General features: G+C 56.8%; 18 protein-coding genes and 1 tRNA gene. 12 read left to right on the plus strand and 7 right to left on the minus strand.

All coding sequences use genetic code 11. The annotated features are described in order from the left end of the window. Nucleotides 1-87 precede the first annotated feature (87 nt). The 10 genes from RM6536_RS03640 (at nt 88) to pknB (ending at nt 12,531) form a co-directional block, all read left to right on the plus strand. The gene (locus RM6536_RS03640; protein ID WP_060824084.1) at nt 88-1,641 is read left to right on the plus strand and encodes an alanine/glycine:cation symporter family protein; all 1,554 of its coding nucleotides are present in this window, start codon (nt 88-90) and stop codon (nt 1,639-1,641) included. Between the two features lie 186 nt (nt 1,642-1,827). Beyond that, nucleotides 1,828-2,178: a PLDc N-terminal domain-containing protein gene (locus RM6536_RS03645; protein ID WP_060824085.1), complete on the plus strand. Its 351-nt coding sequence runs from the start codon at nt 1,828-1,830 to the stop codon at nt 2,176-2,178. Between the two features lie 112 nt (nt 2,179-2,290). Beyond that, nucleotides 2,291-2,377: transfer RNA gene (locus tag RM6536_RS03650), tRNA-Leu, on the plus strand. A 228-nt stretch (nt 2,378-2,605) separates the two neighbouring features. Beyond that, complete coding sequence (locus RM6536_RS03655) at nt 2,606-3,472, plus strand: FhaA domain-containing protein (RefSeq protein ID WP_060824086.1); 867 nt, start codon at nt 2,606-2,608, stop codon at nt 3,470-3,472. Next, entirely contained in the window at nt 3,472-3,936 is a 465-nt protein-coding gene (locus tag RM6536_RS03660) for an FHA domain-containing protein FhaB/FipA (protein ID WP_005507379.1), read from the plus strand. The genes RM6536_RS03655 and RM6536_RS03660 overlap by 1 nt, the downstream gene beginning before the upstream one ends. 3 nt (nt 3,937-3,939) lie before the next feature. After that, nucleotides 3,940-5,697, plus strand: coding sequence for a PP2C family protein-serine/threonine phosphatase (locus RM6536_RS03665; RefSeq protein WP_060824087.1), 1,758 nt, complete (start codon nt 3,940-3,942; stop codon nt 5,695-5,697). Beyond that, on the plus strand, nt 5,690-7,150 hold the full coding sequence (locus RM6536_RS03670; protein ID WP_060824088.1) for an FtsW/RodA/SpoVE family cell cycle protein: 1,461 nt from the start codon (nt 5,690-5,692) through the stop codon (nt 7,148-7,150). Before RM6536_RS03665 ends, RM6536_RS03670 begins: the two co-directional genes overlap by 8 nt. Beyond that, nucleotides 7,143-8,582: a peptidoglycan D,D-transpeptidase FtsI family protein gene (locus RM6536_RS03675; RefSeq protein WP_060824089.1), complete on the plus strand. Its 1,440-nt coding sequence runs from the start codon at nt 7,143-7,145 to the stop codon at nt 8,580-8,582. Before RM6536_RS03670 ends, RM6536_RS03675 begins: the two co-directional genes overlap by 8 nt. Continuing rightward, the gene (locus RM6536_RS03680; protein WP_060824090.1) at nt 8,579-10,330 is read left to right on the plus strand and encodes a protein kinase domain-containing protein; all 1,752 of its coding nucleotides are present in this window, start codon (nt 8,579-8,581) and stop codon (nt 10,328-10,330) included. The genes RM6536_RS03675 and RM6536_RS03680 overlap by 4 nt, the downstream gene beginning before the upstream one ends. Before the next feature lie 47 nt (nt 10,331-10,377). Beyond that, nucleotides 10,378-12,531, plus strand: a complete 2,154-nt coding sequence (pknB, locus tag RM6536_RS03685) for a Stk1 family PASTA domain-containing Ser/Thr kinase (RefSeq protein ID WP_060824091.1) — start codon at nt 10,378-10,380, stop codon at nt 12,529-12,531. Between the two features lie 232 nt (nt 12,532-12,763). On the opposite strand, the gene RM6536_RS03690 is transcribed toward pknB, so the two are convergent. Genes RM6536_RS03690 through RM6536_RS03695 form a run of 3 tightly spaced genes read right to left on the minus strand, consistent with a single transcriptional unit; the run spans nt 12,764 to nt 14,341 of the window. Then, nucleotides 12,764-13,396: an aminodeoxychorismate/anthranilate synthase component II gene (locus tag RM6536_RS03690; RefSeq protein ID WP_060824092.1), complete on the minus strand. Its 633-nt coding sequence runs from the start codon at nt 13,394-13,396 to the stop codon at nt 12,764-12,766. Nucleotides 13,397-13,411: 15 nt separating this feature from the next. Then, nucleotides 13,412-13,573 carry a hypothetical protein gene (locus RM6536_RS09075; protein WP_005507386.1) on the minus strand — a complete coding sequence of 54 codons (162 nt, stop codon included), beginning with the start codon at nt 13,571-13,573 and terminating at the stop codon, nt 13,412-13,414. Between the two features lie 18 nt (nt 13,574-13,591). After that, entirely contained in the window at nt 13,592-14,341 is a 750-nt protein-coding gene (locus RM6536_RS03695; RefSeq protein WP_049345744.1) for a class E sortase, read from the minus strand. Nucleotides 14,342-14,500: 159 nt separating this feature from the next. On the opposite strand from RM6536_RS03695, the gene RM6536_RS03700 reads away from it, so the two are divergent. Beyond that, nucleotides 14,501-14,815 (plus strand): cell division protein CrgA, encoded by a 315-nt coding sequence (locus tag RM6536_RS03700; RefSeq protein WP_060824093.1) that lies wholly within the window; start codon nt 14,501-14,503, stop codon nt 14,813-14,815. A 106-nt stretch (nt 14,816-14,921) separates the two neighbouring features. Here the strand turns inward: RM6536_RS03700 and RM6536_RS09010 are convergent, their stop codons facing one another. Next, the gene (locus RM6536_RS09010) at nt 14,922-15,317 is read right to left on the minus strand and encodes a hypothetical protein (RefSeq protein ID WP_145974239.1); all 396 of its coding nucleotides are present in this window, start codon (nt 15,315-15,317) and stop codon (nt 14,922-14,924) included. A 624-nt stretch (nt 15,318-15,941) separates the two neighbouring features. Continuing rightward, complete coding sequence (locus RM6536_RS03710; protein WP_060824095.1) at nt 15,942-16,859, minus strand: ArgP/LysG family DNA-binding transcriptional regulator; 918 nt, start codon at nt 16,857-16,859, stop codon at nt 15,942-15,944. A 205-nt stretch (nt 16,860-17,064) separates the two neighbouring features. Between RM6536_RS03710 and RM6536_RS03715 the strand changes: the two genes are divergently transcribed. Further along, a complete protein-coding gene (locus RM6536_RS03715) occupies nt 17,065-17,697 on the plus strand; it encodes a LysE/ArgO family amino acid transporter (protein ID WP_060824096.1) in 633 nt (210 codons plus the stop codon). Nucleotides 17,698-17,720: 23 nt separating this feature from the next. Here RM6536_RS03715 and RM6536_RS03720 read toward each other — a convergent pair whose 3' ends face one another. Both RM6536_RS03720 and RM6536_RS03725 read right to left on the minus strand, forming a co-directional pair. Next, nucleotides 17,721-18,791: a D-mannonate dehydratase gene (locus RM6536_RS03720; RefSeq protein ID WP_231917995.1), complete on the minus strand. Its 1,071-nt coding sequence runs from the start codon at nt 18,789-18,791 to the stop codon at nt 17,721-17,723. Between the two features lie 409 nt (nt 18,792-19,200). Then, nucleotides 19,201-19,737 (minus strand): GTPase, encoded by a 537-nt coding sequence (locus RM6536_RS03725; protein ID WP_231917996.1) that lies wholly within the window; start codon nt 19,735-19,737, stop codon nt 19,201-19,203. Nucleotides 19,738-19,820 lie beyond the last annotated feature (83 nt).

Here is a 19,820-nt window from a genome sequence, read left to right on the forward strand (position 1 = left end):
CGCATCACCCAGCAATGTAGCCCCCACCTCGTCCGTCTTCCGGGTTTGAGAGTGAGGGCCTTTTTGCTTTCAAGATTGGAGTACCGAGTGGATTTTCTTCTGAATATCATCGGGGACATTAATACGCAGACTGCGGGACTGACTTCCACCGTGGATGCTGTGCAGAACTGGATGTGGAGTAATTTCCTCTACTACGCTCTGATTGCGGCTGGTCTGTACATTACGATTCGTACTCGCGGCGTGCAGTGGCGTTCCATTAAGGAAATGGTTCGTGTCCTGGGTGACCCGGTTGCTCGTGAGGCTGACGGCAAGAAGAGTATTTCTTCGTTCCGTGCGTTTACTGTGTCGGCGGCTTCTCGTGTGGGTACCGGTACTGTTGCGGGTGTTGCTTTGGCTATTGCTATGGGCGGCCCGGGTGCTGTGTTCTGGATGTGGGTTATTGCTGCTGTTGGTGCGGCTTCTGCTTTCGCGGAGTCCCTTCTGGGTCAGCTGTACAAGGAGCGCGGTAAGGATTCTTACATTGGTGGTCCAGCGTACTACATGAAGCGCGGTCTGAATGCTCCGTGGATGGGTTACATCTTCGTGGCGTTCATTGTGATCACTTATGCGTTTGTGTTTGTGGCGGTTCAGACAAATGCTGTGGTGGATGCTGCGGCGAACTCGTTCAACATTGATGTTTCGGGTACTAACTCGATGGGCTTCCGCATCACTATTGGTCTAATTATGGTGGCGCTGACTGCGGCTATTATTTTCGGTGGTATTCGCGCGATTTCTTCGGTGACTGAGTGGCTGGTGCCGATTATGGCGGTGCTGTATCTGCTGCTGGGTCTGCTGGTTGTTCTGCTGAACATCTCTGAGGTTCCGAATATGCTGCTGATGATTTTCCAGGGTGCTTTCGGCATTAAGGAGTTCGTGACTGGCGGTACCATGGGTGCCGTGATTTGGGGTATGAAGCGTGGCCTGCTGACTAACGAGGCGGGTATGGGTACTGCTCCGAACGCTGGTGCGACCGCTACTATTTCTCACCCGGCTAAGCAGGGTTACGTGCAGACTCTGGGTGTTTACTTTGACACGATGATGGCGTGTACTGTGACCGCGTTTATTGTTCTGCTGTCGAATCCGACCTATGGTGATCGTTCGCGCGGTGCGTCGCTGACTCAGTCGGCTTTGGCGATGCAGCTGGGCGATTGGGCGGTTCACTTCCTGACTATCGCTATTTTCATGTTTGCGTTCTCGACTGTGATTGGTAACTACTACTACGGCGAGTCGAACATGCGTTTCGTGACTGAGCGTAAGCTGCCGATGACTATTTTCCGTGCGCTGGTTCTGGTGTTCGTGTTCTTCGGCGCGATTTCTTCGCTGGATCTGGTGTGGACTACCGCGGATATGTTGAATGCCGGCATGGTGATTGTGAACTTGACGGCGGTTCTGTTGATGACTCCGCAGGTTGTTGCGGTGTTGAAGAACTATGAGGCTCAGCGTAAGGCTGGTTTGGAGCCGATTTTCAAGGCTTCGGATATGCCTGAGTTGAAGAATCTTGCGGCATGGGATGGTACCGATGCGGTGACTACCCGTGAGTTCTGGGCTGAGTATGATGCGAAGGCTGCTGAGCGTCGTGCTGCGAAGAAGGTTAGCCGCTAGTTTCTAAGCCTTGCATAGGCTTTGTAGAGGGTCCGTCCTGCTGCGGTGCGGGGCGGGCCCTTTTATGTACCCGAGGCGCATATGGGACTGTCTATTAGCGGTAGCTCTGAACGCCTCCTCGAACTGTTCTGAGGGCCTGTGGACCCCTTCGGGTCTGTATGCTTAGAAAGGATGTTAGGAGGGCTTATGGATTGGAATGCTGTACTGGAGCTGGTGGTCACGGTCGTGTTTCTGGCGGGCATTGCGTTGGCGCTGCTGTGCTTGGTGACAATTCACCGGAATCCGTATTTTTCTGAGGTGCAGAAGTTAAAGTGGCTTCTGCTGGTGTTGTGCCTGCCGTATGTGGGTCCGGTGACGTGGTTGTTGCGTGCGCGTTTGGAACGTATTGACCGGGAACGTGCTGAGCACGAGCGTGCGGTGCGGGAGCGGGGTTCCGCAGCTACTTCTGATGCGGTTGCTTCCGGTGCGACTGCTTCCGGTGGGGTGTCCGATAGTGCCTCGGAGGCTCGTTCTGACACCTCCACCACCTCCAAGTAACAAAGCAAACAACGAGACAAGTAACGAAGGTCACACTCTCTCAATTGGACAGCACCGCGTGCAGTCCGTATAGTTTTATGTGTTGCCTGCGGTGATACACCGTAAGACACATGCGCGAGTGGCGGAATAGGCAGACGCGCACGGTTCAGGTCCGTGTGCCCGTGAGGGCGTGGGGGTTCAACTCCCCCCTCGCGCACCAACGATCCCCGGTTCGAAAGAACCGGGGATTTTTTCATATCCATAACCATTTCCCCGCTAAATGACGGGGTTCCAGAGCGATGGCGAGTGCATCACCTAAAATAGAATCGGGTGTGTTCATTCACAGGACACACAGCTAACGCACAGACACGCTCGTTAAACTGAGCCTTTCGGATAAAGACCGTTTGCGCGGTCTGTTGCTCGGAATGGTCGTTGAGAAGGAGGCGGCATGAAGTTTTTCGACAAGCTGGGCAAGCTGGAGCAAGGCATCGGTCGCACTGTCGGCCTTTCCAAGGGCTTCGGCACCTTTGCGAAGGCGGATGTTGCTAACCGCGTCCGCATCATGATGGATGACGAGTCCTACGTGGACGGCAGTGGCCGCACTATGGCTCCTAATGTCTATACTCTCCGTTTTGCGCCGGTTGATTTCCCCCGCGTACGCGAGTGGGGCAACCCGTTCGCTGTTGAGCTGTGCGATTTGGCGATTTCGCACGCCCGCGCGCAGGGTTACACCCTGATTGGTGCAGTTCGCGTGACGTTCAACGTTCTTGATTCTCTCTCTGAGGGCGAGTTTGAGGTTGTTGCGACCTTCGAGCCGTTCTCTGTGCCGGAGGCTCCGGCGTCCCCGTCGTCTCTGCGCGGTGCTACTAACTATGCGCCGGTGCGTCCGCCGCGTGAGTCTTCTTTGCCGACCCGCATTACGAAGCCTGCAGCCCAGCCGGCCCCTCCTGTTCAGCCTGCACCTCAGCAGGCTCCTGCGCCTCGCCTGAACATGCCGGTACCGTCCCCTGCGGCGGGTGCTCCCCGTTTCTTCTTGGAGATTGAGGGTCGCATGCACCCGGTGGATCGTCTGCCGTTTGTGCTGGGCCGCGGTTCTGATGCTGATCTTCGCCTGGATGATAAGGGCGTTTCTCGCCGTCACCTGCAGCTTTCGATGCAGGGTGGTGCGGTGGTCGCCTCCGATATGGGTTCTACTAATGGCACGCTGATTAATGGGGTGCCTTTGCGTGCGCCCGTGGTGCTGGCGAACGGTTCGCTGCTTCGCATGGGTAATACCCGCATCATTTTCCATAGTTCGACCGGAGGTGCCCGTTAATGGCGTCCGAACTGACTGTTACTATCCTTCGTTACGCTTTTCTGGCGCTCATCTGGTTCTTTGTTTTCCTGGTGGTTTCGGCTGCTCGCCGTGACCTTGGTTTGGGTAAGAACTATCGTGCGGCGCCGGTTGATGCTGTTCCGGAGGCTACCCATATTGCGCCTCCGCCGACTCGCCCTTCGCAGCTTGTGATTACTGCGGGTGCGCAGGCTGGCGCGATGATGCAGCTGGGTGATCACCCGATTACTATTGGCCGCGCTAATGACATTGAGGTGTCCCTGCAGGATGATTACGCCTCGGGCCGTCATGCGCGTCTGTTCCCTCAGGGTTCCCGTTGGTTCCTGGAGGATTTGAATTCTACTAATGGTACGTTCGTCAATGGCGAGCGTCTGACTCGTGCGACCCCGATTGAGCCCGGTGATGATTTCCGCGTTGGCGGTACCACCATGCAGTTGAGGGGCTAGTGTATGAAGATTGCTTTTCGTTTTGAGGCCCGCTCTGATACGGGTCTGAAACGCTCGAAAAATGATGACTCCGGCTACGGTGGTCGTTTCCTTGCTGTCGTTGCTGACGGCATGGGCGGTCACGTGGGCGGCGATGTCGCGTCGGCTACGACGGTTCTGAATCTGACTCCGCTTGACCACCCTGACTTTGAGGATGGTACCGGCGGTGTCTATCTGGCTGATGAGATTCAGAGTGCGAACCTGATTATTAATGAGCTGGCGGCGAATGATCCGCAGTTGGCGGGTATGGGTACGACCTGTACTGCCCTGCTGATTGATGGTGATTGCATTGAGTTCGCCCATATTGGTGACTCGCGTGCGTATCGTCTGCGTCCAGGCGCTGATGGTGAGTTTGAGCAGATTTCTACTGACCATACGTTTGTGCAGCGTTTGCTTAATGAGGGTCGTATTACCCCGCAGGAGGCGGAGAACCACCCGCATAAGAACGTGATTATGCGTGTTCTGGGTGATGTTGACGCCTCCCCTGAGCTGGAGTTGAAGACTCTGGACGCTGTTCCCGGCGAGCGCTGGGTGCTCTCTTCGGACGGTTTGGATGCTGTGGTGTCCCTGGCGGAGATTGAGCAGGTGATGCGTTCTACCGATGACCTGTCTGAGATTGCTGACACTCTGATTGCAATGACGTTGGAGCGTGGCGCTCCGGATAACGTGACGGTTGTGTCCCTGCAGGTGATTGACCGTGAGGTTCTGCCGGTGGATGAGCCGGTGGGTCCTTCGAGCCTACCTGAGTCTGCTTTGCCTGATTCGATTGTGGCGGAGCAGGAGGTCAGCACGAATACTCAGAAGCTTCCCGAGGTTGCTGCCACGGCTGAGGCTGCTGAAGCTCTTTTGGGCGCACACCATGATGAGGACTCTGAGGAGTCTCGTCGGTCGTTGCGCCGTTTCCGTCGTGCTCGTGACTTCTCTGGAACGCTGCTGCATAGCGGTTCTGGGGCGGTGCGTCACCATATCGGTACGTACGATAACGCCGTGGATGCGGCTCTTACGAATGCTGCGATTTTGCGTAGTGAGTTGGGTTCCCGCCCGCATCAGCTGGTTGGTGCCGCTTCGGTGGCTACTGAGACCGGCATGATTCCGGCGGTTACTTCTCGTACCCTGGAGCACCGTGCGACGGTGGCTCAGCGTGTGCCTTTGAAGGTTGAGTCTGATGAGGCGGCTCTGCCGGCTGAGTTGGAGGAGCTGATTGCTGAGGATGCTGCGGAGCGTTCGCGTCCGCGGTCGTGGTCGATTCGCCTGTTCGTTACTTTGCTGATTGCGGCTGTTTTGACGCTGGGTGCGTGGACCGGTCTGCGCTATGTGGAGCGTAGCTACTACGTGGGTGAGAGTGATGGCACGGTTGCGGTGTACAACGGTATTCCGCATGCCTTGGGCCCGATTCGTCTTTCTCACGTGGTGGAGAATACCGATATTTCTACGAGTGAGCTGAACGATCATACTCGTTCCCTGTTGCGTAATGCGATTACGGCGAAGGACCTGGATGATGCGCATCAGATTGTGTCTCGTTTGAAGACTCAGGCGGATCAGACGCGTGAGAAGGCTGAGCAGGCTGCTGCTTCAGCGTCGGCTTCCGCTTCTGCGTCTGCGTCGCCGTCTGCTTCTGCAGTTCCGAGCACCGATCCGGCTTCCGCGACCCCTGTAGCGCCTGAGCAGGCTTCTGAACAGGCTTCCGCACCTGCTGCAGAGGGCGGTGAGAACAATGGCTAAGCTCTCGTTCCGTCGTGAGTCGGATGCGCCTCGTGCACGCCGTTTCACGGAGCTTTTCCTGCTGGTTTTGGCGGTGGGTATCAGCTCCTTCGGCATGTACCTGATTGATCCGGAGCACGCTTTTGATACGTCGAAGAGCCAGTGGCTGCCGTGCACGGTGGTGCTGGGTGCCGGTGCTCTTCTGATTCATTTGGTCATGCAGTTCCGCGCCCGTTACGCTGATCCGTTTATTTTGCCGCTGGTGGTGGCTCTGAACGGTATTGGTTTGACCATGATTTATCGTCTGGATCCGCAGATTGCGGCTCCGGTGGGTGATGGTCAGCTGATGTGGACCGGCGTGTCTATGGTGCTGTGCGCGATTATTGTGTTCGTGCTCAGGGATTACCGTCTGCTGCGTAAGGTCACGTACACCTCCCTGGTGCTGTCGATGATTCTGCTCATCATGCCGCTGGTTCCGGGTCTGGGTATGGAGCTCAATGGTGCTCGTATTTGGATTCATATCGGTAACCGCACGTTCCAGCCGGGTGAGGTCGCGAAGATTACTCTGGCGATTTTCTTCGCCGGCTATTTGGCGACGCACCGTGACTTGATTCTGGTAGCTGGCCGCCGCATCGGTCCTATCAATCTGCCGCGTCTGCGCGATTTGGCGCCGGTGTTCTTGGCGTGGATTGTGAGCCTGGGTGTTCTGGTGTTCCAGAAGGACCTTGGTTCGGCGATCATGTTCTTTGGCCTGTTCATGGCGATGCTGTACCTGTCGACCGGTCGTATTTCGTGGCTGGTGGTTGCGGGTGTCGGTATGGCTGTGGGTGGCTATTTCGCGTACCACTATGTCTCGCACGTGCATGCCCGTATTTATGCGTGGGTGCATGCTTTTGATCCGGAGGTTTACCAGGCGTCTCCTGGTGGTTCGGGTCAGATTCTGCAGGGCGTTTTCGGTCTGGCTTACGGCGGTCTTTTTGGCCGCGGTTGGGGTCAGGGCCGCGCGAACCTCGTCCCGTACGCTAATTCGGATATGATCATTTCCTCGTTGGGTGAGGAACTGGGCCTGGTGGGCCTGGGCGCGATCCTGATGATGTTCATGCTCCTGGTTTCGCGCGGTTACCGTGCGGCGTTGGGTACTCGTGATGGTTTCGGCAAGCTGCTGGCTGCCGGCCTGTCTACGGTCATGGTTCTGCAGCTGTTCGTGGTGATTGGCGGCGTGACTCGCCTGATTCCGCTGACTGGTCTGACGACTCCTTTCATGTCTGCCGGTGGCTCCTCGTTGGTGGCTAACTGGATTATTGTGGCGCTGTGGTTGTCTATTTCTCATAGTGCCCGCGCACCTCACCTGGTGGCTGGTTATGATGCTCCGCAGGGTATTGACCATGCGGACACTAGCTACGAGCCGGAGGGTGCTACTAGCGTTCTGGCGCGCATTACGGCTAAGGATTCTGGAGGTGAGAAGAATGGATAGGGCTATTCGCCGCATGTGGATGTCTGCCGCGTGCGTGTTTGTCCTGCTGATGGGTACCCTCAGCTATATTCAGTTCTTCGATTCGAAGACGCTGATGAATAATCAGTGGAATTCTCGAGCGCTCTACGACAACTACGGTTCGGCACGTGGTTCGATTGTGGTTGACGGTACGGAGATTGCTTCGTCGGTGAAGTCCGATGATGAGTACAACTACCAGCGTGTGTATAACCACCCGCTCAAGTATGCGGCTCTGACGGGTTATTTCTCCACGATTTATGGCGCGACCGGTTTGGAAGCTGCTATGGATAAGGAACTTGCAGGCACGAGCGATAGCCAGTTCTACGACCGTGTGGCGCAGCTGTTCAGTGGTTCTTCCGCGCAGGGCGCTAGCGTGGAGCTTACGATCAATTCGAAGCTTCAGGATATTGCCTATAACGCGCTGCAGGGCCGTAAGGGTGCTGTGGTGGCGTTGAACCCGAAGACCGGTGAGATTCTGGCGATGGCTTCTTCGCCGTCCTATGATCCGAATCTTCTGTCGTCTCATACGAGCTCTTCGGTTTTGGCGAATTACCAGGCGCTGACTTCTGATGAGGACAGCCCCCTGTTTAACCGTGCGATTGCGGGTAACACCTATTCACCGGGTTCGACCTTCAAGATTATTGATGCGGTGGCGGCGCTGGAGTCCGGCAAGTACAACGCATCTTCGGTCATTCCGAACCCCGCGCAGTTGCCGCTGCCGGGTACGAACATTAGCCTGCCGAACTATACGGGCGGTCAGTGTGGCACCCGTACTCAGGCGACGATTGAGTGGGCTTTGGCTCAGTCCTGTAATACGCCGTTTGCGCAGATTGCGATGGATTTGGGTCAGGAGCGTATCGCGAAGACCGCTGAGAATTTTGGTTACGGCCAGGATTTGAAGATTCCTTTGACGGTTTCTAAGTCGTCTTTCCCGTCGAATCTGACCCAGAGCCAGCTTGCTCAGTCGGCAATTGGCCAGTACGACGTGAAGACCACTCCGCTGCAGGTGGCGATGACTTCTGCGGCGATTGCAAATGGCGGCGTGCAGATGAAGCCGAACCTGATTCGTTCGGTGAAGACCAGCAACCTGAGCACTTTGCAGGAGTTCTCTCCTGAGAAGCTGCGTACGTCCACTAGCCCTGAAATTGCTAACCAGGTAAAGCAGTGGATGGTGAACGCGGTTGATAATGGTATTGCACGTAATGCTGGTGTCCCCGGTGTGAAGGTGGCGGGTAAGACCGGTACCGCGGAGACCACGGCAGGTTTGAATAATTCTTGGTTTACCGGTTTCGCTCCGGCTGATGATCCTCAGATTGCGATTGCTGTGGTTTATGAGGATATTGACGTGGCGACCGGTGCCCAGTTGGCAACCAGTACTAGTAAGCAACTCTTTGAGGCGGTGTTGAACAAGTGAGGCCTGCGGCTGATATCACTTTGGGCGGGCGCTACACCCTAACTGAACGTATCGCGATTGGCGGTATGGGCGAGGTGTGGAAAGCTCGCGACAAGGTGCTTGGGCGCATCGTTGCGGTCAAGATCCTCAAGGAGGAGTACACCGGTGACCCGGGCTTCTTGGAGCGTTTCCGCGCTGAAGCCCGTAATACGGCGCTGTTGAACCACCCCGGCGTAGCGAATGTTTTCGACTACGGCGAGGAGGACAACTCCGCGTACCTGGTCATGGAGCTGGTGCCGGGCAATCCGCTCTCTAGCATCATTGAGCACGAGACTACCCTGCCTCCGGACCGTGTTCTGAACTTCATTGCTCAGACTGCTCGCGCGTTGGCTGCGGCTCATTCGCAGGGTCTGGTGCATCGTGACGTGAAGCCGGGTAACCTTATCATCACCCCGGATGATCGCGTGAAGGTGACTGATTTCGGTATTGCTCGTTTGGCTAATCAGGTGCCGTTGACGGCTACCGGCCAGGTGATGGGTACCGCCCAGTATTTGGCGCCGGAGCAGGCAACCGGTCAGGCGGCTACCGCGTCTTCGGATATGTACTCGTTGGGCATCATTGGTTATGAGTGCCTGGTGGGTCGTCGTCCGTTTACGGGTGAGTCGCAGATTGCGATTGCTTTGGCTCAGGTGAATGATCCGCCGCCGCCTCTTCCGGAGACCATTCCGGCTGCTGCTCGCGCGCTGATTATGTGCTTGTTGGCTAAGGACCCGGCTCAGCGTCCTAAGGATGCGACCGCTCTGGCGTCTGCGGTAGATGCGATTCGTCGCCGCGACCTGAAGGCTGCGGTGAAGGCTGTTCCTTCTTTGGCTCAATTCTTGGCTGAGGAGAACGCTGACGACGCGACTGTTGCGATGACCGCGATGGATGTTGCGGCGGAGCCGATTAGTGCTTCTGCTACTCCGCGTTTTGGTTCTGGTGGTCGTTTCTCGCCGGAGCCGACGACGGCACCGATTCCTCGCACTAGTGAGCAGACGATGCGTCCTGTGTCGGGCCGTGTGAAGTCTACTCCTGCTCCTGCGGCGAAGCGCGGCCCGAACGTGTGGATGTGGGTTGCGTTGCTGTTGGCGATTGTGCTGATTGCTGGCGGTATTTGGACGGTCCTCTCCTCTAATAATGGTGGCGGTTCGACTGATTCGGTTCCGAGCGCTTCTTCGTCTGCTGTTCCGACGAACACGGGTACCGTTTCTACGGTGGAGCCGACTGAGTCTGCTTCTGCCCGTGCCGCAAAGCAGAAGGTGACCGTCAACGCGATTAACTATGAGGGTCGTGAGCTGCAGGATGCGGTGAACGAGCTGAAGAACCTTGGCTTGTCCCCCAAGACTGAGGGCGTTGAGTCGAATCAGCCGGAGAACACGGTGATTTCGGTTTCTCCGACGGGTACTTTGGAGCAGGGTAATAGCGTGACTGTTCGCTATTCGACCGGTCCGAAGTCGGTGACTTTGCCGTCGAACCTTGAGGGTAAGAACGTTGATGAGGCGTCGAAGGCTGTTGCCGCTCTGGGTGTGAATGTTTCTCTGCATTATGAGAATTCAGACACTGCGGCCCCCGGTACGGTGCTTCGCACTACCCCCTCATCTGGCACCAAGGTCACGGTTGGTAGTAATGTAGACATGTATGTGGCCTCTTCCAGTTCGGGTAGGGGATCAAGTGCAAGTACTTCCGCTTCACGGTCTGCGTCGGCTTCTGCTTCCGCATCGGCGCGATAGCCCCTACGTTTTGATTTAGTTTTAGTCTTAGTAATCCAGGAGAACTTATGGACCTGTCGGTTCCCGACACGGTTGATAACCGTTACAAGGTACTCGAGGTAATCGGTACCGGTGCGATGGCAACCGTTTATGCTGCTGAGGATACTCGCCTCGGCCGCAAGGTTGCGCTTAAGATTCTGCGCCCGGAGCAGGCCCAGGACGATACGTTCCGCGCACGCTTTAAGCGTGAGGCGGAGGCTGTGGCGTCTCTGAACAATCCTGCGATTGTTGCTGTCTATGACACTGGTTCGTATAACCCCTCGCAGGATGGTGGGGAGTCTTCTTCGGAAGAGGGCACCGCTATTCCTTATATTGTGATGGAGTACGTGGAGGGTCATACTCTGCGTTCCATTCTGTCTCGTGGCGGTCACCTGCCGGTCCGTGATGCTTTGGGGTATTCCGAGCAGCTGCTGGGTGCTTTGCAGTACAGCCACTCGATGGGCATTATTCACCGCGACATTAAGCCGGCGAATATTATGGTGCTGGAGCGTACCAGCGAGGACATTGCTAAGGGTCAGCCGGGCCAGATTAAGGTCATGGATTTCGGTATTTCCCGTGCCATTGAGGAAGCTGGCGAGGCGCTGACCAAGGCTAACGTGGTGATGGGTAGCGCACGCTACATGTCTCCGGAGCAGGTCAGCGGCAAGGATGTTGATGCCCGTAGTGACCTGTACTCTGCTGCGTGCGTGATTTACGAGATGATTGCTGGTCGTTCTCCGTTTGACGCTGAGTCGAATGTTGATCTGGCGGCTAAGCACCTCTCTGACACTCCTGAGCCTCCGAGCAAGTTCACTCCGCTTGAGGTTCCGGCGGGTCTGGATGCTGTGATTCTGAAGGGTCTGGCGAAGAACCCGGATGAGCGTTATCAGAGTGCTGCTGAGTTCGCTCAGGCTTTGGTGTCGGTTGTTCGCCCGGGTGAAGAGACCGTAGTTCAGGATGCAGCGATGACTACTGCTTTTGTTCCTTCGGCGACTACCGCTTCCTTGGGTGAGGATTACGCTCCGTACACCACCTCGATTACTGAGGCTTCGGTGGAGGACGGCGGCCTCAACGGCTTCTTCGAGTACGAAGACGATGAGGAACTGTACGACGATGAGGAGTACGCGGAGTACGATGAGTCTTCGCCGCGTAAGCGTGCGTGGGTTCGTTTCCTCGTGGGTACTCTGATTGCGGCTCTGCTGGTTTTCAGTGTCGGCTCGGTTCTGTACTACCAGAACAAGCTCAATGAGGTTCCGCAGGTTCCGGTTCCGGCTGTGGTGAATGTTTCCCGTGATGATGCCGATAACCAGCTGCGTAACCGAGGCTTCGTGGTGGAGTACCGCACGGCTTACTCTGACAACATCAAGAAGGGCGACGTTATCAGCGTTGACCCGGGTGTCGGTTCAAAGGTTAATAAGGGTTCGACTGTGACCGTGACTGTTTCTAGCGGTCCGGAGAAGGTCAAGTTGCCGGATAACCTGCAGGGTCAGAGTGAGGCGTATGTCCGTAACGCTCTGAAGGACCTGGGTCTGGTGGATGGCCGCGTCTCCACTGTGGAGAGCGCTTCCGTTCCTGCCGGTATGGTTGTGGAACTGTCCCCGGAGAAGGGCTCGACCGATGATAAGGGTGCTCAGACCGTTGAGGCTGGTAGCACCGTGAACATCGTCCTGTCCTCCGGTAAGGTGAAGGTCCCCTCGCTGGTGGGTCTGACCAAGGATCAGGCTATTGCTGCTCTGACTGCTCAGGATGTTCTGCTGAACACCAACATTGAGACCGTTCAGACCAATGAGCGTCCTGCTGGTACCGTGCTTTCGCAGAGCTCTGCGGCGGGTACTCTGGTGGCTCAGAACAGCACCGTGACGATTCGTGTGGCGGCTACTCCGACTCAGACGACTGCACCGACTCAGCAGGCTACTCAGCCGGCTGCGTCGACCGGTAACCAGAACGCTACTACTGGCAACCAGAACCAGCAGCGTCAGGCTACCCAGCAGGCTACTCAGCCGGCTGCATCGACCGGTAACCAGAACGCTACTACTGGCAACCAGAACCAGCAGCGTTCTACCGCTACGGCTACTCCGGCACCGGCTGCGTCCGCCACTGCGGGTACCCGTACGATTCAGGGTACTAACGCGAATACCAATGCCAATGCGAACAACACAAACGCTAACGCAAATGCCCGCTAAGGGGTTCTAGCGGCTAGCTATATAAGGGGCGGCGCTCCACACCGTTGGGTGTGGGGCGCCGCCCCTTTCGTGTATCTGCCCGTGTGTCTGTCTGTGTGCTTTGTTCGTGTACCGGGGCTTCCTCGCGGCTACGGGCCAGATAGAGCTATCGCCTCCAGCTTCCCTGTAGCGTGACTGCTACGGGGCTTCTGGAGGCGATATAAGCCACTGAGGGCTCTAAAGGCTAGAAGGGCTAGGCCATGAGGGGTGAGAGGCTCTTAGAGCGTTCTGCGGCGCCCTGCAGGCCGGTTTCTTCGAGCCAGTTGCCGAGCATGAGGTATCCGCTTTCGGTCAGGACCGATTCGGGGTGGAACTGCACGCCGTGCATGGGGGCTTCACGGTGGCGCAGGCCCATGATGATGCCGTTGTCGGTCGTGGAGGTGGTTTCCAGGACGTCGGGCATGGTTTCGGGTACAACCGCCAGGGAGTGGTAGCGGGTTGCGGTGAAGGGGCAGGGCACGTCCTTGAAGACGGACACGTTATCGTGCACCAGCTGCGAGGTCTTGCCGTGCATCAGCTCGGGGGCGTGGGTGACGGTGCCGCCGAATGCCTCAGCAATGGCCTGGTGGCCCAGGCAGACGCCCAGCAGCGGCTTCTTTGCTTCGGCGGCCCAGCGGATGGTGTCGATGATGACGCCTGCCTCTGCGGGGGCACCGGGGCCGGGAGAGACGAGCACGCCATCGTGTTCTTCGGCGAGCTTGATGACGGTGTCAAGGTCGTATTCGTCGTTACGGATGACGGTGGTTTCGGCGCCGAGCTGCTGAATGTAGCCGACGAGGGTGAACACGAAGCTGTCGTAGTTGTCGATAACAAGGATGCGGGTCATGGCACGTCCTTAGCGCTAATGGTTGATGGTGACGTTCAGGTTGAAGGGGCCGTACTCTGCGAAGTGGGGGAAGACGAATTCCATGAGCAGGTAGACTACGGCGAGTATCAGCACGATGGCGATGATGATGCGAACCCATAGGGGGCCGGGGAGGTGGCGGAAAATCCATGCGTACATCTGCTTTTCCTCTCAGATTTAGGATTTTGCGACGGAGGCGGCAATTTCTGCGGGCGCTCCGGCTGCGGCGGGCCGCCAGGATTCGAGGCGGGCGTGGACAATGTATCGTTCGGTGTCACCGTAGCGCGGGTGGCAGGTGGTGAGCGTCAGGAGGCGCTCGGTGGGTGCTACGCCGGGCTGTCCGGGGACGGGTTCGATGACTTCTACCTGGTCGGGTTGCACGATTTCGTGGCTGTAGACGGTGTAGGTGTAGTAGCCATCTTTGGTGCGCACGTAGATGTGGTCGCCTTCGGTGAGCAGGTCAATGTCGTTGAGGACTTTACCGCGGGTTTGGCGGTGGCCTGCGAGGGAGAAGTTGCCGACCTGGCCGGGCATGGCGCTTCCTTCGTAGTGGCCGAGGCCGAGGGAGTCGAGCACGTCGGAGCTGGTGCCCTGTGTTGCGGGGCGCTGGTAGTCGGATCCGAACTTGGGGATGTAGACGACGCCGAAGACTTCACCGTGGCCGGGTTCGCTCAGACCGGCGGGAGGGGTGTTGGGGTCCCAGTCGGGGACGGGTTCGCCGGGGTTGGAGTCGAATTCCTGGACGAGGGTGCTGACGGCTTGGGATTGGGTGCGGTCTGCGTCGATGTTGGTCCACCAAAGCTGCCATGCGACGAAGAGGAGCAGTACGACTCCGATGGTGATGAGGAGTTCGCCTGTAATCTGAATGACCCAGTGCAGCACGCTGCGGGGGCGGCGCTCTGCGGTGGGTGCCGTTCCTTGACTCATGCGGTCTCCTTTGTCTTCTGGGTTATGTATGTTCTTGGGCGCCGGGTGGCGTTCCTTATCTTTCAACGCGGGGAGAAGGTGAAATCATCCCGTAAGTCTGCAAAGATAGGTGTGAACATATATTTTTAGGTTACCCATACAACAATAAGCGGAGGAAGTATGTCGACCAACTCGGCTAAGGCATCGTCCAAGAAGAAGTCTCAGAAGTCTGCTAAGTCTGAGGTGGAGGATGCAAGCGAGCTGCGTCTGCGTGAGATTGCTCGTGAGATGGAGAGCGGCACGCAGCTGAAGGAGCAGACTCCGTTGTGGTACCGCGTGATTATGTTCTCGCTGTTGGCGGTGGGCATTCTGTGGATTATTGTTTTCTACATTACGCAGGGCCTGTTCCCGATTCCTGATTTGGGTATGTGGAATGTGAGTATTGGTGTGGGCGCCATGATGGTGAGCATGCTGATGATGACTCGCTGGCGTTAGAGTTTAGACGTTAAGACTTAGGCGTTAGAGCTTATAGAGAGGCGGCCATCCCGTGTGGGGTGGCCGCCTCTCTATATGTTTGGAAGTACCGGGGTTTAGGGAGCCTCTACGGTATTTTTCTGGCCTGAAACGCTGTCCGGAAGATCGCGGTCATGGCGACCATGATGAGCAGTTCGGTGAGGGTTTGGGTGAGTACGGTTGCACTCATGAGTTTTGCTTCGGGGTTGCCGTTGTATGCCAGACGTTGTGCACAGAGCGCTACGACGGGGTAGATGATGAGGGCGTTGCGGGTGACGGCGCTGAAGGTTAAGGAGATACGTTCGGGTCGGCTCATGGCTCTACTCAGGAACCATGCGGCGACTCCTGCGAGGATAGCGTAGGTAAGGTAGAGTCCGGCGAGCCGGGGAATGAGCTGCATTTCGTTCAGTACCGCCGGGGTGTAGGCGGAGCACATGAGCGCAAGAAGCAGGCACATGAGGGGAATCATTGCGGTATCGCTCATGCTACGTACGCGTTCGTAGGCTTGTCGGCGTTGCGGTGAGCGGGCTGACCAGCGTTGTGCGAGGTAGGCGGCTACTAGGGGTAGGATGAGCGGTGTGAGGCTGAGGTAGCTTTCAGCGGGGAGGGGGAATATTTCTCCCACTACCCTCGTATCCAATATTCCTATATATGCATACACACTAGTCCATATAGGAATAAAAATAAATTGGGCACCAAGTAGATAGGGTGTTGCCGCTAGCAAACCTCGATATTCCCCTCCAGCAATACACGTAAAAACCACAACGTAATCCACGCATGGAGCCAGCAAAACAATCACTGCAGCTAGAGCAACGGGGCCACCCTCGGGAATAAAGAGGGAGACCAGGGGCGCAACGAGAATCGGGGTTCCAAAGGTAGCCGCCAGCACGACCGTACAAGCGAGCCTCTTATGCTGACCAACGCTCATGCCGGTGAGAGGCATGAGAGCAAAGTTGGTCCACAGTAGTGCGCCAAGCGCGTAAGGCACGAGCTGTTCAGAGGCGTAACTCCATCCGTTCAAACCCGCGCAGGCAACCCCCACGATCATGGAGCCGAGGTAGAGAGCCACCTGGTGGCGTTCCATAAAGCTCACGGAAGTCGTCCTCTTCTAGTAGATCAGGTCGCCTCGTGCTGCTTCGTGGACGCGGCGGGTTACGGTTTCCATGACGGGCGAGTTAATGTTCCAGCGCTGCCAGTAGAGGGGAAATTCTACGGGGGTTGCGGCAAGCTTCATGAGGTGCCCGCTTGCGAGTTCTTCGGCGCATTGCGCCTCAGGAATGAGGCCCCAGGCGATACCGGAGCTGACGGCGCGCGCATAGTCCGGGGATGAGGGAATGTAGATGGTGGGGCTTTGGGTGAAGGTTTCTTCAGCGTCCAGTCCTACTTCTTGTTCAATGAGGACTCGCGCTACGTCCTGCACGAAGTCTTTGCGGTCGTATTCGACGACGGGGGCACGATTGAGCTCTTCGCGGCTTACGCGCTTGGGCCAGCCGGGTAGGTATAGCTGCACGTAGTCGGGGGTGGCAACGCACCAGTAGCGTGCCACACCGAGGGTTTCGACGGAACAGCCGGGGATTTTTTCGGGTTTGGAGGTGATGACTGCCATGACTTCTCCGGATCGGAGCATGGCGGAGGAGTGGAATTCACCTTCTCGTCGCAGGTCGCAGAAGATGCTGTCTTCTCGACTGAGGGTTCCTACGGCGTCGAGGAACCAGGTGGCGAGTGAGTCGGCGTTGACGGCAACGGAGACGCTCTGGAAGCCGCCGGCACCCATGAGTTCACGTTCCATTTCTTGCTGCAGGAATTCGCTCTGGCGAGCGATGCGCAGCACGCTTTGCCCCGCGTCAGTAGGGGTGACGGGGTTACTTCGGCGCAGCAGGACCTTTCCGGCAATCTGTTCCATGGCTTTGATGCGCTGGGAGATGGCGGAGGGGCTCACCCGCAGAATATCTGCTGCCGCGTCGAAGGTGCCGTATTCGATGACGGTGGCGAAGGTGGTGAGCTGGTCGGTACTGAAACGTGTCATAAGAATATCTTACGCAGTGTGAAAATATTTAGATAGATTTAGGGTCCTTTTTCCCGTATTCTCGTCTCTGACGCTTCACACCTCAGCTAACGCAGGCTTTATCCCTGCGTCGTATGCTTTTGCCTGGCAAGCTGGTACTAGAAGGAGCCACCACCCGCAATATCTGCAAAGCCCATACCGTTTGGTCCACATAGAAAGTTTCACAATGTCCACTTCCCTGTCCCTGCTGTTTCTGGGTGCTACCACCACGATTTCTTTGGTGGCGGCTATCGGCGCCCAGGGAACTTTTGTGCTGCGTCAGGGTATTTTGGGTCGGCATATTACCCCGATTATTATTTTCTGCATTCTGTCGGATGCTCTGATGATTGGCTTGGGCGTTGTGGGTCTGGGCGCTCTGTTGGATGCGGCGCCGTGGTTTATTGAGGTGTTCCGTTATGTGGGTGCGGCGTTTTTGGCGTGGTTTGGTTTTGAGGCTGGCCGCCGCGTGTTTACTCCGCATTCCATTGTGGTTGATGATGCGGAAGGTGATTCTCAGTCGTTGAAGGCGGCTCTGCTGACTACGGCGGCGGTGACTTATTTGAATCCGCTGGCGTGGTTGGATACGACTATTCTTTTGGGTTCGCTGGCGAATGCACAGGGCGATCCTGGCCGTTGGTGGTACTACCTGGGTTGCTGCTGCGGTAGCCTGATCTGGTTTTTGGTGCTGGGGTATGGTTCGCGTCTGTTGCGTCCGCTTTTTGCGCGCCCTTCAGCGTGGCGTGTTTTGGATGGTGCGACGGCTCTTCTGATGGCGTACCTGGTGTTCAACCTGCTGACGATGAACCTGTCTAACCACTAGCTTTTACGCCATGACCTGGCTCTTTATACTTTCTCAGCCTCTTTTTCGGTGTTCTTCTCCTCTTCGAGGGGTATGAGCACTTCGTTTTTGGGCATGGTGAGCAGACCCAGGTAGATATCGCGAATAATCAGGATGTGCTTGATTCGCTCAATCATGGGCTTGAGGAAGCTTCGGGCGTACTTTTCGTCGCTACTGGTGGTTGCGACGAAGCTGAGCCCGGAGAACACGGCAACGATCATGGATACCTTGATGACGACGGCGTTGATGTTGGTGTCCACACCAAGGATTTTGAGGTGTTCGGGTTTGATGCTCATCCAGGATTCGATGGTGGTGTCGCTAATGGCGATGGATGAGAATCCCATGAAGAATCCAAAGACGAGCAGCATGAAGAAGGTCGCCTGAATAATCTGCCCAATCATGGGGATGATGATGAGGTTGCTCCAGGGCGCGACTTTGAGGGGTCGGTGTTCGAGAATTTTCTTCTCTTCGACCCAGTCTTGGGCGGTGTTCCAGATTCCGCCTTCAAGGGCTGCGGCGCGCTCGTAATCGTTCGCGGTAAAGCGTGCGATGTCATCGCCCCTGTAGCGCCCCAGCAGTCGCGCTGTGCGCTCCAGGGAGGTTGTGACGACGACGAACACGGCGAGTAGCCCCATGAGGCCCAGAACCGCCCAGGTGCGTGGGAAGCTGAGTCCGTTGGCGAGCTTCCAGAGGTCTGCGTTCACGAATATGAAGAGCACGGACACCATGAGTACGGGCAGTACTTTCGCTATCATGGGCGGCAGGGAGGCGAGCTGATGGATGGCGTGCTTGAGGGACCACCCGAGTACGGTATCTACGCCCAGGAAGATGGCGAGGTAGATTCCGATAACGATGAGCGGGAAGACTTGGCCGCCGTCGTAGACGAAGTCGAGGCCGTCGAGGCTGCTGGTTTCGAAGACACCGGCAGTGAAGAGCACGCCGGCAAAAAGTACGGTGAGAATACCCGTGGTGATTTGAACCCACTGCGGGGTGCGAACCATGAGTTTGTGGGTTAGAGCGATGAGCACCCCGGAGATTATCGGCAGCACGAGGAAGATGCCACCGAGAACGAGCAAGGGTAGCACTTCATCGCTGAGTGCACTGTTAGTGGTGAGGGCTTTGACGTAGTCCGGGAGGGAGCCTTTCGCGTCATCAACTATGAAAATAAGGAGATCACGCAGGAAGATGTAGCAGATGTGCATGATGCCCGCCCACAGGATCCATGGCACGGAGCGTGGGAACGCATCGAGAGCACGTTGACGTGCAGGAATGATGAGGGGCGCACCCTGTTTACGGAACCAGATATTGCTCTGCTTCAGCATGTCAGCTCTAGTGTAGTGCTGAGATTGCACTGCTTCTGCAGTTGCTTTAGCGCGTAGCCGCGCCCAGCGAGGGCGTGCAGGGCTCTGCTGCGGGGTGTTCTGGTCTGGTGTACTCATGACATACCACTCTACAGGGTTGAGAATCTTCTTTTACCCGTGAGTACTATAGTTCTTCCTTCTGGAGCTCAGCTCCAATAAAGCGGCTGTAGGCCCCCATGAGTAGCGCAGCAGCCTCTTCCTGTTCCTCGTAGATGCCCAGCTCCTCGTCTTCACGACCCGTGTAGGTGCCGCTACTGATTTCGAGCAGGGATAACGGTCCTTCTGCGGTCTCCGGGGTGAGAGCGTCCAGGATGAAGCTCAGGCTTTCTTCTGATTCTTCAGATACGCCCAGGAGGCGCCCTAGGCGTGTACCCGGGTAGGGTGCGATGGTGAGGACGTCTTCGTTCTCGCATTGGATAATACGTGCCACAGGAATGATGTCCTCGTCTGTGGTCTCTTCGAGCAGTAGCTCTGTGGAGAGGTCGATATGGCTCTCCTCGCTCTGTAGGAGCTGCCTGGGCCACCAGAGGTGAATGTATTCGGTCAGTGCTGCCCAGGCTTCGTGAGGCTCCAGTGTGCTCTCTACGTAGAGGGCTGCCGTTCGTTCTTCACCGTTGTGTTGGTGCTGCTGATCGGCTGGTTCTGGTGCGTGGGAAAACATGGGGTAGTGCATGGTTCTACTCTATCCCAGTGTGTCTGGGGAGAGCATTCTTCCTTGTAGACAAGGCTTCATAGACAGGGGTC

The sequence above is a fragment of the Rothia mucilaginosa genome, from assembly GCF_001548235.1.
Classification (GTDB): domain Bacteria; phylum Actinomycetota; class Actinomycetes; order Actinomycetales; family Micrococcaceae; genus Rothia; species Rothia mucilaginosa_B.

Coding starts and splice junctions, on each gene's coding strand:
- RM6536_RS03655 (WP_060824086.1), top strand. CDS start 2,606: ATGAAGTTTTTCGACAAGCTGGGCAAGCTGGAGCAAGGCATCGGTCGC.
- pknB (WP_060824091.1), top strand. CDS start 10,378: ATGGACCTGTCGGTTCCCGACACGGTTGATAACCGTTACAAGGTACTC.
- RM6536_RS03700 (WP_060824093.1), top strand. CDS start 14,501: ATGTCGACCAACTCGGCTAAGGCATCGTCCAAGAAGAAGTCTCAGAAG.
- RM6536_RS03710 (WP_060824095.1), bottom strand. CDS start 16,859: ATGACACGTTTCAGTACCGACCAGCTCACCACCTTCGCCACCGTCATC.
- RM6536_RS09010 (WP_145974239.1), bottom strand. CDS start 15,317: ATGAGCGATACCGCAATGATTCCCCTCATGTGCCTGCTTCTTGCGCTC.
- RM6536_RS03695 (WP_049345744.1), bottom strand. CDS start 14,341: ATGAGTCAAGGAACGGCACCCACCGCAGAGCGCCGCCCCCGCAGCGTG.
- RM6536_RS03715 (WP_060824096.1), top strand. CDS start 17,065: ATGTCCACTTCCCTGTCCCTGCTGTTTCTGGGTGCTACCACCACGATT.
- RM6536_RS03645 (WP_060824085.1), top strand. CDS start 1,828: ATGGATTGGAATGCTGTACTGGAGCTGGTGGTCACGGTCGTGTTTCTG.
- RM6536_RS09075 (WP_005507386.1), bottom strand. CDS start 13,573: ATGTACGCATGGATTTTCCGCCACCTCCCCGGCCCCCTATGGGTTCGC.
- RM6536_RS03660 (WP_005507379.1), top strand. CDS start 3,472: ATGGCGTCCGAACTGACTGTTACTATCCTTCGTTACGCTTTTCTGGCG.
- RM6536_RS03690 (WP_060824092.1), bottom strand. CDS start 13,396: ATGACCCGCATCCTTGTTATCGACAACTACGACAGCTTCGTGTTCACC.
- RM6536_RS03665 (WP_060824087.1), top strand. CDS start 3,940: ATGAAGATTGCTTTTCGTTTTGAGGCCCGCTCTGATACGGGTCTGAAA.
- RM6536_RS03675 (WP_060824089.1), top strand. CDS start 7,143: ATGGATAGGGCTATTCGCCGCATGTGGATGTCTGCCGCGTGCGTGTTT.
- RM6536_RS03725 (WP_231917996.1), bottom strand. CDS start 19,737: ATGTTTTCCCACGCACCAGAACCAGCCGATCAGCAGCACCAACACAAC.
- RM6536_RS03670 (WP_060824088.1), top strand. CDS start 5,690: ATGGCTAAGCTCTCGTTCCGTCGTGAGTCGGATGCGCCTCGTGCACGC.